The organism is Actinoplanes regularis (assembly GCF_900188005.1).
GTDB classification, from domain to species: Bacteria; Actinomycetota; Actinomycetes; order Mycobacteriales; family Micromonosporaceae; genus Actinoplanes; species Actinoplanes regularis.
The window spans coordinates 116,647-130,072 of sequence record NZ_FZNR01000023.1; the positions used below are offsets into that span (position 1 = coordinate 116,647).

Consider the following 13,426-nt stretch of genomic DNA (forward strand, 5'->3'; position numbering starts at 1 on the left):
CCCGCAGCAGTGCCGGGGGTTGCCGGTATCGGGTCGGAGCCAGGGGTAACGTACGCCGTCGTGGATATCGCGGAAGACGGCAAGCAACACCTCTTCACCAGCAACGGAGGCGGTGCGCTCGCCGAGCGGATGGGCATCGTGATCACCGAGGCCACGGCCGATCGGGTGGTCGGTACGATGCCGGTCGAGGGCAACACCCAGCCGTACGGGCTCCTGCACGGCGGCGCGTCCTGCGTGCTCGCCGAGACTCTCGGCTCGGTCGGCGCGGTGCTGCACGGGCAGACCGTGGACCGGCCGTTCGCGGTCGGGGTGGACATCAACGCCACCCATCACAAGGCGGCCCGCTCCGGGCTGGTGACCGGGATCGCCGTGCCGGTGCACCGCGGCCGAGCCGTCGCCACGTACGAGGTGGTCCTCGAGGACGAGGCCGGTGAGCGGGTCTGCACGGCGCGCATCACCTGTCTGCTGCGTGGTGCCTGACAACGCCTCGGCACTGAGCGGTCCTTGACGATTACGCGTACGGTTTGCAGCGTGACGGAAGCACCACAGCACGCGTTCGACGACGCCACGGAGATCCTGGCCTCCGCCCTCAGCGGGGACAGCGATGCCGTGGCCAGTACCTTCAACGCGGTCGTCTCGCGGGACGGGGTGGTCGGCGCGTGGGACGTCGCGTGGTGTCTCGCCGCGACCATGGTCGGAAAGCTGCCCGGGAGCGGTGGCTGGACCCTCGAGTTCCCCGGCATCGACGACGCGCGTTATGACAAGCGGTGGGTCGCCCGCTTCGTCAGCGCCTATGTGAACGGCGACGCCCCCACCGGGGAGGCACTCTTCGGCGCCGCGATCGCCGACGGGCAACTGCCGGATTGCCTGCTGGCCCTGGCCGGTTCCACGGTCGCGACGCTGCGCCACCGGGCGGCCTGACCACGCGTCACGGCGCACGGCGAAAGGCGCGGCCCGGTCTGCGCGCTCCGGCGTATCCGCGGAAGGCACGACAAGCACGCGTCACGGCGTACCGCGGAAGGCGCGGCCTGGACCGCCACCGGGCGTAGGCGAACGGCGGCCGTAAGCCGGTGACCTCACCGATTCTTGAGGTAGAGCGCCTTCGCATACTGCGTCGCGGCGGCCGTGTTGTACATCGACGCCTGCGACATGCAGAACGAGTTCTCCGCGATCGCCCGGGAAGCCTGCACGGTGCCGGCGAATCGGATGTCGGCCTCCGCCTCGGAAAGTCCGCGCGCCTTGAACTGGCGGCGCATCGCCACTCTTCCGCCCTGAAATGACTTGGCGGCCTCCTCGGCGTTCCGCATGAAGGACATCGCCTTCTCGGCCAGCGCCTCGGCAAGGTTGTAGGCCGCCTGCTCGGCCTCGTTGGTGAAGGTCTGCACGACGACGTGCCCTCCTCGCAAGCCGGCCCACCCGGACCGATCCCGATAACACTCTGATTGAGCGAACGGTCGGCTTCAAGAGGCAGCGCCTGTTCTGTGGACAACGCTCCATTGCGGATGGTCGCGGGCATGGCACGAAAGCGTGAGCACAGCGGGAGATCAGTCTTCTTAGGATCTTCTCAGCGCGGCGGGGAACGCCGAAAACACTCGAATCTTTGAAAGTTGGGATACAGCCATGCTCTTCTTCAACCGCAAGGCCCTCGCCGCCATCGGTCTCGCCGCTGTCGCGGTGGCCACCACGACCACGCTGTTCCTCGCCCCCGCTCAGGCGGCGCCGAAGACCGGCTGGGCGGGCGTCACGGGCAGCGAGGTTCAGTTCTTCGCCGGTGCCGGCCAGGCGAACTCACTGGTCATCACGATCTCGGGGCGGACGGTGACGCTGGACGACAGAGTCACCATCAAGGCCGGCAAGGGCTGCAAGGCCGTCAAGGGCGACAGCACCAAGGTGAAGTGCACGACTTCGAAGAAGACGACGCTGGTCAACGCGTTCTTCGGCGACAAGAACGACAAGGTGGTCAACCGGACCTCGGTTCCGCTGATGGCCTTCGGCGACATCGGCGACGACACGTTGCGGGGTGGCTCGGGCAACGACACCCTGGACGGCGGTGCCGGCCGGGACAACCTGTACGGCGAGGCCGGTAACGACGACGTCTGGGGCGGTATCGGCTGGGACACGATCTCCGGTGGCGCCGGCAACGATGACCTCGGTGGCGAGGCGGGCAATGACTCCATCTACGGCCAGGCCGGCAACGACCGCGTGTGGGGCGAGGGTGGCAACGACTACCTGGAGGGCAACGAGGGCGCCGACCGGCTGTTCGGCGGCCTCGGCAACGACCTCATCGGGGCCGGTACCGGCAACGACAAGGTCTACGGCGAGGCGGGCAACGACAACCTCTACGGCGACTACGGCAACGACTACCTCAACGGTGGCACCGGCGGCGACAAGCTCGTCGGCGGCTGGGGTCTCGACCAGATCTCCGGTGGCTCCGGTGACGACACGATCCTGGGCGACGCGACCGCCGAGCCCCCGCACCTGTCCCACGGGGTCGGCAACGACATCCTCGACGGCGGCGACGGCCGGGACATCCTCATCGGTGGTGGCGCCCGGGACACGCTGAACAGCGGCAGCGGCGACGACGTGCTCTACAGCGAGTACTTCTGGGCCGACACCAACGGCCCGCTGGGCCGGACGGGTGTCGCCGACAAGCTCGACGGCGGCTCGTCCTCCGAGGGCGACCACTGCGTGGTCCTGGCCGGGGCCACCTCCATCAACTGCGAGAGCGTCTGGAAGGACCGCTCGAAGCCGGTCCTCCCGGCCTGGGCGACGACGCGCCTGAAGGCCCTCGACGAGAACTGACCATCTGATCGATCAGCGCCCGGCGGGTTCGCCCGCCGGGCGCCGCCGGCCCGCGTACGTACCAAGATCGCAACGGGTGATCCGGCATCACATTTTTGGTCCCCGTGATCGCCCAAAACGGGGTGGCACGTCGGGACGGTACCGTTCTATCATCAGCGCTCGTGCGGTGATCGACACCGCCGAATTGCTCTCACGGGGGACATTCGATGTTCTTGATCAACCGCAAGGCCCTGGCCGCGATCGGCGTCACCGCCGTTGCCGTGGCCACCACGAGCATCCTGCTCGCCTCTCCGGCGCAGGCGGCCTCGACCGGCACCGCGACCGTGTCCGGCACCAACGCGGTGGTGTTCAACGCCGCGGCGGGTAAGACGAACTCGCTGGTCATCACGATCTCCGGCCGGACCGTCACCCTCGACGACACGAACGCCCTCAAGCCGGGCAAGGGCTGCAAGAAGGTCGACTCGACCAAGGTGAAGTGCACGACCTCGAAGACGACGACGAAGCTCAGCGTCGCCCTCGGGGACAAGAACGACACGGTCACCAACAAGACCGGGGTGTACATGATCGCCACCGGCGGCACCGGTAACGACACCTTGATCGGCGGCACGGGTGCCGACCGGCTTCAGGGCGGTGCGGGCGCCGACAAGCTGCACGGCAAGGCCGGCAACGACGCCCTGTACGGCGAGGCCGACAACGACACGATCTACGGCTCCACCGGCAACGACACGATCGACGGCAGCACCGGAAACGACTGGATCTCGGGCGAGGACGGCAACGACTCGATCGTCGGCGTCGCCGGCAACGACACCCTCTACGGCGGCAACGGCAACGACAAGATCGACGGTGGGGTCGGCAACGACCTCGTCCGTGCCGGTGCGGGCAACGACACCGTCTACGGCCAGGCCGGCGACGACGACCTCTACGGCGAGGCGGGCACCGACACCGTCTACGGCCACTCCGGCGACGACTTCCTCTTCGGCGACGCCGGCAACGACACCCTCTCGGGCGGCGACGGCCTCGACCTCATCGTCGGTGGCGCGGACACCGACCGTCTCTACGGCGGCAACGGCGACGACGACCTCCTCGGCGACAACCCGGACGAGACCGGCACCGGCGCGGACACCATCTCCGGTGACGCGGGCGACGACATCATCCTCGGCGAGGGTGGCAACGACGTGATCGATGGCGGTGTCGGCTACGACCTCGCCGTCGGGCAGGCCGGCGACGACACCCTTCGTGGCAGCAGCGAGGACGACTTCCTGGTCGGCGAGGACCTCGACGAGAACGGCAACCTGCTCGGCAGTGACACCGCGCTGGATGTCCTCGACGGTGGCACCCAGGTCGAGGAGGACGTCTGCCTCGTGATGGCCGCGGGCACCACCACCGACTGCGAGCAGCCCAACCAGACGGTCGGCGCGTTCTCCGCGCGGTCCGCCACCGCGGCGCCCGCCGCCGACGCGGCCGTGGTTGCCGAGGCCAAGGCGCGCATCTTCGCCGCGCTGGCCGGCAAGTAAGCACAGTCTGACCCCTGATCGGCGCCCGGCGGATTTCCGTCCGGGCGCCGATTGCTTTTCCGCCGTCACGGACACCGCTCCACGATGGACGGGGTCCTCGGCGACCGGAAGCAAAACGTCCACCGTGCGTTTCCGCACCGTGATCAGGCGACTACCTTTCCGAGGCATGGCCATGCTCGAGCCTCCCCTGCTCGGAACTCGACTGAGGGTAGGGGCAGAGCCAGGCCGTGACGATCGCATTCGTGGCTAGGCGGCGCCGTGCTTCGCGGCTTGCCACCGAGAACCCGGCGCTTGGTCTGCCGTGGCTCGCCGCATTGTGGCGGCTGTCACCTTCGGGGCTAGGCCGATGGCCGTCAGTGGTTGGGGGCATGGCGCGAACGGCGTGCAGCGAACGTGCAACCTGTGATGGCGATCATGGGGAATTCGCGATCACCGGAGGTCAACTCGCGGTGCTAGAAGGGGGCCGGAAAGCAAAACGTCCACCGTGCGTTTCCGCAGGTGGACGGTGCTCAGTGCCCGGCGAAGAGCCTGGTGGCCAGGGGCGGGGTCGAACCGCCGACCTTCCGATTTTCAGTCGGACGCTCGTACCAACTGAGCTACCTGGCCTTGCTTGATGCTTTGCGGTCCTGACGGGACTTGAACCCGCGACCTCCGCCTTGACAGGGCGGCGAGCACTCCAACTGCTCCACAGGACCTTGCTATTCACTTCTTCTTACTCTGGCGTGTCAGCGACTCGCACCGCTAACTTACCAGTACCCCCAACGGGATTCGAACCCGTGCTACCGCCTTGAAAGGGCGGCGTCCTAGGCCACTAGACGATGAGGGCAACTCCGCCATCATTGCATATCGCGCTGGATGCTCGATCAGCAACGCTTGGTGGCCTTGGCCCCAACCGCGCCCCGTTGAGGCCTGCAAAGCATATGTGATCCCCCGGGCGCTCGCCAAATCGGTACCCCTCTTTTCGGCAGTACGCCTCTGACCAGGCAAAACATCGCCGGTCAGGCGAGGGTGAGCAGATGGACCGCCTCGGCGAGCCCGGTGAGCCGGGTGATCCCGAGGGGAAGATCGCCGGTCGGCCAGCCCGGACCGGCGGCCGCTACGACGAATGGTGGGTGCGGGTTGTCCCGGACCCGGGTCAGCTGGTCGACGGAGCCGGTGGCCGGCCGTTGCGACCAGAGCACCACCGCGGCCGGTCCGGTCCGCGCGATCGCGTCCAGGAGCGCCCCGGGCGGCACACGGGCTCCCAGCAGGCGGCTCGGCACCCGGGCCTCGGCGAGCGCGGCGGCCAGTGCCTCCAGGGGCAGCGTGTGCTGTTCCTCGTCGGCGGCGGCGAGCATGATCCGCGGGGGGCCGGCGGCCTGCTGGACGGACGCGAGCACCTCGGTGATGATCCGCGACAGCAGGTGCTCGACCTCCACGAAACGCTGGGTGCTCTGGTAGCGGTTACCGATTCCGATCAGCACCGGGGTCATCACCTCGGTCCAGGCGGGCACCACGCCACGCTCGCGGACCACCGAGCCCAGGATGTCCCGCATGACCTGCGCGTCCAGCCGCATGGCGGCACCGGCCAGCCCGCGGACGGCCGATTCCGGGCGCGGAGCCGCCTGCTCCGGCACCGGGACGGCCGGCGGGCGGTTTCCCGCCCAGGCGGCGGCCGCGGCGGGTGCCACGCCCTGGGCGGTGAGCCGCTGCATGATCTGCAAGCGGTTCATGTCGTCGGCGGTGTACCGCCGGTGCTGCCCCGGCTCGTGCGCGCTGGGGCCGAGCCCGTAGCGCTGGTGCCAGGTGCGCAGGGTGGTGACCGCCACACCCAGTCGGCGAGCGGCGGCTCCCGCGCTCAGCGCCTCATCGACCACCCGATCGCTCCGTGAGCACCTCGAAGACGCCGGCGAGCCAGGGGGCGTACAACTCGGGCGCCGCCGACAACTCGGCGCGCAGCGACGATGGGTGGACCCAGCGCAACTCCGCGATCTCGTCCGGGTCGGGTCGCGGCAGGACCCCGTCGGGAAGGGTTCCGAACAGCACGTGGTCGTACTCGTACTCGACCCGCCCGGTGACCGGATCCGTTGCCCGGTAGGTGTAGGTCCCGGCCTCGGTCAGCGGAATGTCCCGTACCGCGAGCTCTTCCGCGAGACGACGATCGGCCGCGACCGTGACCGCCTCGCCCGGCTGGGGATGCCCGCAGCAGGTGTTGCCCCAACGCAGCGGGAAGCGGGTCTTCACCGCGGCCCGCTGCTGCAGGAGCACCCGCCCCTCGGCGTCTCGCAGGAAGACCGAGAAGGCCCGGTGCAAAAGCCCGGGCGCCTGATGCGACCGCGAGACGGTGGCCGATCCGACGGTCTGCCCCTCCTCGTCCACCAGCTCGACGAGATGACCTTCTCGGACGCTCATGAGACCCCCTGTGTGATGCGGTTCGCGGCCAGCTTCCCGGAGATGAGCACCATCGGCACGCCGACGCCGGGTTGTGTGCCCGAACCGGTGAAGACCACGTTCGGCAGAGTGGGGTGCAGGTTCGACGGGCGGAACGGGCCGGTCTGGGAGAACGTGTGCGCGGCGGCGAACGGGGTGCCGGCCGCCATCCCGTCGTCCGCCCAGTCTGCCGGGGTGATGATCCGTTCCACCTCGATCCCGTCCCGGAAGCCGACGTATCCGCGCTGTTCAAGGGTGTGCAGCAGCTCGTCGGCGTAGCGCTCGGCGAGATCGCCGCGCCAGTTCATCGGGCCGGTCTCCAGGTTCGGGGCGGGCGCGAGCACGTAGTACGTCTGCCGGCCGGCGGGGGCGGCCGTGGGATCGGTCCGGGTCGGGTTGGTGACCAGCAGAGACGGGTCGCTCATCAGCAGGCCCTGATTGATCACTTCGTCGAAGGTGCGCTTCCACCCCGTACCGAAATGGATGTTGTGGTGGGCGATCTTGGAATATGCCCGCGCCGAGCCGATGTGCAGGACCACGCAGGAGGGCGAGTAGCGCAGGCGGCGCCGGCGCCGGGCCGGGAGCAGGTCGCGGTAGGCGATCGGCAGATCCGGATTGAGTACGACGGTGTCCGCCGCGATGACCTCCCCACCCGCCGTGACCACCCCGGTGGCGCGGCCGTTCCGGGTGATCACCCGGTCGACCGTGGTGTTGTAGCGGAGCGTCACACCGTGCTTCTCGGCGGCGCCGGCCAGGGCTTTCGGCACCGCGTGGATGCCGCCCTTGGGGTAGTAGACCCCCACCACCGAGTCGAGGTACGCGATCACCGCGTAGACGGCGAGGGCGTCGTGCGGCGCGAGACCGGCGTACATCGCCTGGAACGAGAAGATCCGCTGGGTCCGCGGATCGCGGAAGAAGTCGTTGATCTTCGGCTGGAGCCGCCGGAACGCGCCCATCCCCAACAACCGCAGGAGGTTGAGGTTGAGCAGGTCGGCCGGGCTGTCCAGGTTCCGGTCGATGAAATGATCGCGTTCCAGCCGCCAGAGCCGCCGGGTGAAGTCGACGAAGCGCAGGTAACCGTCGGCCTCCCGGGCTCCGCAGAGCTGAGCGATCTCGGCGGCCATCCGGGTGGTGTCGGTGCGCACGTCCAACGTGGAACCATCCGGGTAATACGCCCGGTATGCCGGATCCAGTGGAGTGAGATCCAACCAGTCGGAGAGCTTCTCGCCGACCGCTTCGAGGGGCTCGGCGATCAACTCCGGCATGGTCAGCACGGTCGGTCCGGTGTCGAAGTCGTAGCCGCCGGCCGAGAGGCGCCCGGCGCGGCCACCCGGCACCGGCTCCCGCTCGACGACGGTGACCTCGCGCCCGGCCGCGGCCAGGTGCAGCGCGCAGGAGAGGCCGGCCAGGCCGGCGCCGACTATCACGACACGATCGGTGGGTCCGGTGACGGTGCGCACGCCGCGGCTCCAGGGGGTGGACGACGAAAGGGGATTCATCATGCCGGTCGCTGCGTCGCCACGGTGGCCAGTTCGATCAGTACGCCTCGCGCCTCGGGGTCGATCGGCGCCGACGCCAGCGCGGTGAGACCCTCGGTGACCCGGGCCCGGATCATCTCCTCGACCCGCGACGGCGCGCCGGTCTCCGCGACGACCTGCGCCTTGCGACCGACCTCCGCGCCGTCCAGCTCGAGCAGCTGCGCCGGGGTGGCCATCCGCCGGGCCAGCATGAGCAGCGTGGTCGGCTTCCCGGCGCGCAGGTCGTCACCGGCCGGTTTGCCGGTCACGGCCGGATCGCCGTACACCCCGAGCAAGTCGTCGCGCAGCTGGAAGGCCTCGCCGACGGCCTTGCCGTACGCCCGATACGCCGCGGCCACCTCGGCGTCGTGCACCCCGGCCAGCGCCAGCCCGAAGTCGAGTGGCCATTGCACGGTGTAACTGGCCGTCTTGTGCCGGGCCACCAGCAACGCACGCTCCACCGACCAGGACGCCGGATCGGTCTCGCCGAGCACGTCCAGGTACTGCCCGGCGACCGCCTCGATCCGCATCCGGTCATACCGGGCGCGCACCTCGAGCAGGGTGGCCGGCGGCACGGGGGTGCGCGCCAGCAGTTGGTCCGCCCAGACCAGGCAGAGGTCGCCGACCAGCACCGCGGCCGAGGAGCCGAAGCGGGCACCGTGCTGCGCCGCGAAGATCCGATGTGCGGTGGGCCGGCCACGCCGGGTCGCGGAGTCGTCCATCAGATCGTCGTGGACCAGGGCGAACGTGTGCATCAGCTCGAGCGCCCCGAGCGCGGGCAGCAGCGGCTCGGGGTCGGCGGCGGGCCCGGCGAGACCCCGCCACCCCCAGTACGCGAAGGTCGGACGCAACCGTTTCCCGCCGGCCAGCACCAGGTCACGGGCGGTCCGCGCGAAGCCGCCGAGAGATGAGTCGATCGCGTCCAGCGACGCGATCTGTGCGGCGAGGAAGTCGGCGAGCGTCCCCTCGATGGCGTCGATCAGCCCGGTGTGAAAGACCTGCTGACGGGGTATCGCCTTGACGCGATTTCCCTCGAGGGTGTCATTGGCCACGATCGGTACCGTACCCTAACTTCCGGAGCTTGCGTCGATTTGTGCGTCGATTTACCGGAGGACCGGGATGGATACCGATCTGGCAGCCGCCTACGCGCGCTGCCGTGACCTGCACCGAGAGCACGGACGCACGTACTACCTGGCGACCCGGTTGCTACCGGCCTGGAAGCGCCGTCATGTACACGCTCTGTATGGATTCACCCGATTCGCCGACGAGATCGTCGACCGGACGGAACCTCGGCCGCCCGCCGAGCGTGCCGCCGAGCTCTCCGCCTGGTCCGCCGGATTCCTGGCCGGCCTGCGCGGCCAACCGGTCGACGATCCGCTGCTGCCGGCCGTGCTGCACACCATCGCGGTCTTCGGGCTGGACGTGGCGGACTTCGACAAGTTCCTGCGGAGCATGGCGATGGACCTGACGGTCACCGGCTACGCCACCTACGCCGACCTGCTCGACTACATGGACGGCTCGGCCGCGGTGATCGGCACGATGATGCTGCCGCTCCTCGGCTCCTCCGACCCGGTCGCCGCCCGCGAGCCGGCCCGCCAGCTCGGCCTCGCGTTCCAGCTCACCAACTTCATCCGGGATGTCGCCGAGGACCTCGCCCGCGACCGGGTCTACCTGCCCGCGGAACACCTCGCCGAGTTCGGCGTCACGGTGGCCGACCTGCGTGCCGGGGTGGCCACGCCCGCGGTCCGTGCGCTGATCAGGGCGGAGGTGGCCCGGGCCCGGGAGCACTACGCGGCCGCCGCGCCCGGCATCCCACTGCTCGAACCCGCCTCCCAGGCCTGCATGCGCACGGCGTTCCAGCTCTACGGCGGCATCCTCGACGAGATCGAGGCGGCCGGTCACGACGTCTTCGTCCGGCGCGCCACGGTGCCCAACCGCCGCCGGGCCGCCGTCGCCGTCCGCAGTCTGCTCACCCGGCCCGGCACCCCTGTCCAACTGGCGGCCTGAGATGAGCGTCCGGATCGCGTTGTTCACCCGGGACCTGCGGATCCACGACAATCCGCTGCTCAGCGGTGCGGACGAGGTGGTGCCGCTGTTCGTTCTCGACCCGAGGCTCGCCGGCCTCTCCGCCAACCGGCAGCGCTTCCTCCACCAGAGCCTCGCCGACCTGCGTGGCTCGCTCCGGGAGCTGGGCGCTGATCTGGTGATCCGCAGCGGGGACCCGGTGGCCGAGACGAGCCGGCTGGCCCGGGAGATCGACGCGACCACGGTCATGGTCGCCGGCGATGTGACCGATTACGCCCAGCGGCGCGTGCGGCGGCTCCGGGACGAGAGGCTCCACGTCGAGATTGCCCCGGGCGTGACAGTGATGCCGCCCGGAGCGCTCAAGCCGGCCGGCGGCGGAGCCTCGTACCGCGTCTTCACGCCGTACTTCAAATCCTGGGAACGCGCCGAATGGCGCCAGGTCTCCGGAACCCCGCGGAAGATCGCGATGCCGGAGGGCATCGCTCCAGGGCGGCTGCCCGAGATGCCCGCCGGCGAATCACCCGACGCGATCCCCGGTGGCGAGACCGAGGCTCGCCGCCGGCTCCGCGCTTGGCTCCCAAAGATTTCCCGGTACGAGGATGAGCACGACGATCTGGCCGCCGACAACACCAGCCGGTTGAGTGCCTACCTGCGTTTCGGCTGCCTGTCGCCGCTCGAACTCGCCCTCGCCGTCAGGGCCGCGGACTCCCCGGGCGCGCACGCCTACCTGCGCCAACTCGCCTGGCGGGACTTCTACTACCAGGTCACAGCGGCCTTCCCGAAGATCTCCACGCGAGCCATGCGCCCCTCCGCCGACGGCGACTGGCGTTACGACGACGACGCGCTCGAGCACTGGCGGGACGGTCTGACCGGGGTCCCGGTCGTCGACGCCGGGATGCGCCAGTTGCGCGCCGAGGGCTGGATGCACAACCGGGCCCGGCTGATCACCGCCGCGTTCCTGACCAAGCACCTCGGCCTCGACTGGCGGCTCGGCCTCGACTGGTTCTTCCGCTGGCTGATCGACGGGGACGTGCCGAACAACTCCGGCAACTGGCAGTGGACCGCCGGCACCGGCAACGACACCCGGCCCTACCGCCGGTTCAACCCGATCAGGCAGGCACAACGGTTCGATCCGGACGGTGTTTACGTGCGTCGCTACGTACCGGAGCTCAAGGATGTCGACGGTGCCGCGGTGCATCAGCCGTGGCGCCTCCCGGAACCGGTGCGCCGCGGCCTCGACTATCCCGGACCGCTCGAGTCGCACCGGGACGAGGCAGTCTGGCTGCGGGACTGAACCGGGACCGACCGCCGACATGTCCGTTGGCGGAGCGAAACCGACGCGGAATTCTGTTTAGCTGGGTTCCATGGCTGAAGCGCGGCAAGTGGACGTGGTCGTCGTCGGACTCGGCGTCGGTGGCGAGGAGGCCGCCGGTCGCCTGGCCGCGGCCGGGCTGAACGTGGTCGGTGTCGAACACCGCCTGGTCGGCGGTGAGTGCCCCTACTGGGGCTGTATCCCCACCAAGATCATGGTCCGGGCCGGGAACGCGCTGGCCGAGGCGCGCCGGATCCCCGGCCTGGCCGGCACCTCCACAGTGGAAGCGGACTGGGCTCCGGTGGCGAAGCGGATCCGGGACGAGGCCACCGACGACTGGAACGACAAGGTCGCCGTGGACAGGTTCACCGCCAAGGGCGGGACGTTCGTGCGGGGCACGGCGACCATCACCGGTCCGGGCCGGGTGCGGGTCGGCGACGAGGAGTACACAGCACGGCGCGGCCTGGTCATCGCCACCGGAACGGCCGCGGTCATCCCGCCCGTCGAAGGACTTGCCGGTACGCCCTACTGGACCAACCGGGAAGCCGTCGAAGCGGCCACCCTGCCGGAGTCGATGCTGGTGCTCGGTGGCGGCGCGATCGGTTGTGAGCTGGCCCAGGCGTACGCCCGGTTCGGTGTGCGGGTGACCGTGATCGAGGGGTCCCCGCGACTGCTCGCCATGGAGGAACCCGAGTCGTCCGCGGTCGCCGAGGCCGCCCTGGCGGCCGATGGGGTCCTCGTCCGCACCGGGGCCCGCGCGCGGAGCGTCGCCCATGACGGCGAGTTCCAGGTGACGCTCACCGACGGGACCGTGCTGACTGGGGAGAAGTTGCTGGTCGCCACCGGTCGTGCGGCCCGCCTGAGCGGGCTCGGTCTGGAGAACGTGGGACTGGACCCGGCGGCTCGATTCCTGAGCACCGACGAGCGGATGCGTGCCGGCGACGGCGTCTGGGCGGTCGGCGACGTCACCGGCAACGGGGCGTTCACGCACATGGCGATGTACGAGGCGGACATCGCGGTGCGGGACCTTCTCGGGCAGGGTGGCCCGGGTGCGGACTATCGGGCCCGGCCGCGCGTCACCTTCCTGGATCCGGAGATCGGCGCGGTGGGTCTGACCGAGCAACAGGCCCGGGAGGCGGGACTGAACGTGCAGGTCGGGTACGTGCCGCTGAACCAGACCTCCCGGGGGTTCATCCATGGGCCGGGGAACGAGGGGTTCCTGAAGCTGGTCGCCGATCACGATCGCGGTGTGCTGGTCGGCGGGACGACGGCCGGGCAGTCGGGTGGGGAGATGATCGCGGCGGTGTCGGTCGCCGTGCACGCGGAAGTGCCGGTGTCGACGCTGCTGAGCCAGATCTGGGCGTACCCGACCTTCCATCGTGGGTTGGGTGACGCGCTCAAGGCGCTGGCCTGACCGTCCGCCCTGCCGCATTTTCCGATTTCCCGACGCTGACCTGCGGAAATGCGGGATGCTGGACCCCGGTTCGAGGAGCTGAAAACCAGCGAGTAATGTTTCTCGGGCCGGTAGGGAAACGGGCGAGCAAGATCCTGGAGCGATTCGGGTGACAGCGGCCGTCCTACCAAATCTTCTGATCACAAGACTACGGCAGAGCCGTGGCCTTGATCAGGAGTGGCCGTACTAGGTCAGAACGGCACCAACCGGGATTAACCGGTTGACAACGCCGAACGAGCCGAGTAACGTAGAGCGAGTGCCCCGGGGATGCGGGCCGCGGATGCGGGTCGGGTTCAAGGTGTGCGGTTGTTCTTTGAGAACTCAACAGGGTGCTTGATAAGCCAGTGCCAATTATGGCAATACCCCGGCCTATCTCTTTCGGGAGTGGGTTGGA

The 13,426-nt window shown here is 69.5% G+C and carries 12 protein-coding genes and 3 tRNA genes; 7 read left to right on the forward strand and 8 right to left on the reverse strand.

The features are described from left to right. Positions 1-129 precede the first annotated feature (129 nt). Together CHC09_RS37475 and CHC09_RS37480 are read left to right on the forward strand one after the other, a co-directional pair. Positions 130-480, forward strand: a complete 351-nt coding sequence (locus CHC09_RS37475) for a hotdog fold thioesterase (protein ID WP_089298040.1) — start codon at positions 130-132, stop codon at positions 478-480. 51 nt (positions 481-531) lie between these two features. Next, positions 532-921 carry a hypothetical protein gene (locus tag CHC09_RS37480; RefSeq protein WP_089298015.1) on the forward strand — a complete coding sequence of 130 codons (390 nt, stop codon included), beginning with the start codon at positions 532-534 and terminating at the stop codon, positions 919-921. Positions 922-1,076: 155 nt separating this feature from the next. Here the strand turns inward: CHC09_RS37480 and CHC09_RS37485 are convergent, their stop codons facing one another. Continuing rightward, positions 1,077-1,385: a hypothetical protein gene (locus tag CHC09_RS37485; RefSeq protein WP_089298016.1), complete on the reverse strand. Its 309-nt coding sequence runs from the start codon at positions 1,383-1,385 to the stop codon at positions 1,077-1,079. A 235-nt stretch (positions 1,386-1,620) separates the two neighbouring features. On the opposite strand from CHC09_RS37485, the gene CHC09_RS37490 reads away from it, so the two are divergent. Next, the gene (locus CHC09_RS37490; protein ID WP_089298017.1) at positions 1,621-2,802 is read left to right on the forward strand and encodes a calcium-binding protein; all 1,182 of its coding nucleotides are present in this window, start codon (positions 1,621-1,623) and stop codon (positions 2,800-2,802) included. Between the two features lie 206 nt (positions 2,803-3,008). Then, a complete protein-coding gene (locus CHC09_RS37495; RefSeq protein WP_089298018.1) occupies positions 3,009-4,316 on the forward strand; it encodes a calcium-binding protein in 1,308 nt (435 codons plus the stop codon). A gap of 529 nt (positions 4,317-4,845) precedes the next feature. On the opposite strand, the gene CHC09_RS37500 is transcribed toward CHC09_RS37495, so the two are convergent. The 7 genes from CHC09_RS37500 to CHC09_RS37530 form a co-directional block, all read right to left on the reverse strand. After that, positions 4,846-4,922: transfer RNA gene (locus CHC09_RS37500), tRNA-Phe, on the reverse strand. A gap of 15 nt (positions 4,923-4,937) precedes the next feature. After that, positions 4,938-5,011 (reverse strand) — tRNA-Asp (locus CHC09_RS37505). 58 nt (positions 5,012-5,069) lie between these two features. Next, positions 5,070-5,142 (reverse strand) — tRNA-Glu (locus CHC09_RS37510). A gap of 172 nt (positions 5,143-5,314) precedes the next feature. Beyond that, the gene (locus CHC09_RS37515) at positions 5,315-6,172 is read right to left on the reverse strand and encodes a MerR family transcriptional regulator (RefSeq protein ID WP_089298019.1); all 858 of its coding nucleotides are present in this window, start codon (positions 6,170-6,172) and stop codon (positions 5,315-5,317) included. Next, complete coding sequence (idi, locus tag CHC09_RS37520; protein WP_089298020.1) at positions 6,162-6,707, reverse strand: isopentenyl-diphosphate Delta-isomerase; 546 nt, start codon at positions 6,705-6,707, stop codon at positions 6,162-6,164. Before idi ends, CHC09_RS37515 begins: the two co-directional genes overlap by 11 nt. Next, entirely contained in the window at positions 6,704-8,227 is a 1,524-nt protein-coding gene (gene crtI, locus CHC09_RS37525) for a phytoene desaturase family protein (protein WP_244911627.1), read from the reverse strand. Before crtI ends, idi begins: the two co-directional genes overlap by 4 nt. Then, positions 8,224-9,294, reverse strand: coding sequence for a polyprenyl synthetase family protein (locus CHC09_RS37530; protein ID WP_089298022.1), 1,071 nt, complete (start codon positions 9,292-9,294; stop codon positions 8,224-8,226). The genes crtI and CHC09_RS37530 overlap by 4 nt, the downstream gene beginning before the upstream one ends. A 67-nt stretch (positions 9,295-9,361) precedes the next feature. Between CHC09_RS37530 and CHC09_RS37535 the strand changes: the two genes are divergently transcribed. From CHC09_RS37535 to CHC09_RS37545, 3 genes are all read left to right on the forward strand, one after another. Then, positions 9,362-10,249, forward strand: coding sequence for a phytoene/squalene synthase family protein (locus tag CHC09_RS37535; protein ID WP_089298023.1), 888 nt, complete (start codon positions 9,362-9,364; stop codon positions 10,247-10,249). Between the two features lies 1 nt (position 10,250). Beyond that, positions 10,251-11,561 (forward strand): cryptochrome/photolyase family protein, encoded by a 1,311-nt coding sequence (locus CHC09_RS37540; protein WP_089298024.1) that lies wholly within the window; start codon positions 10,251-10,253, stop codon positions 11,559-11,561. Positions 11,562-11,631: 70 nt separating this feature from the next. Continuing rightward, entirely contained in the window at positions 11,632-12,993 is a 1,362-nt protein-coding gene (locus CHC09_RS37545) for a dihydrolipoyl dehydrogenase family protein (protein WP_089298025.1), read from the forward strand. Positions 12,994-13,426: the final 433 nt, after the last annotated feature.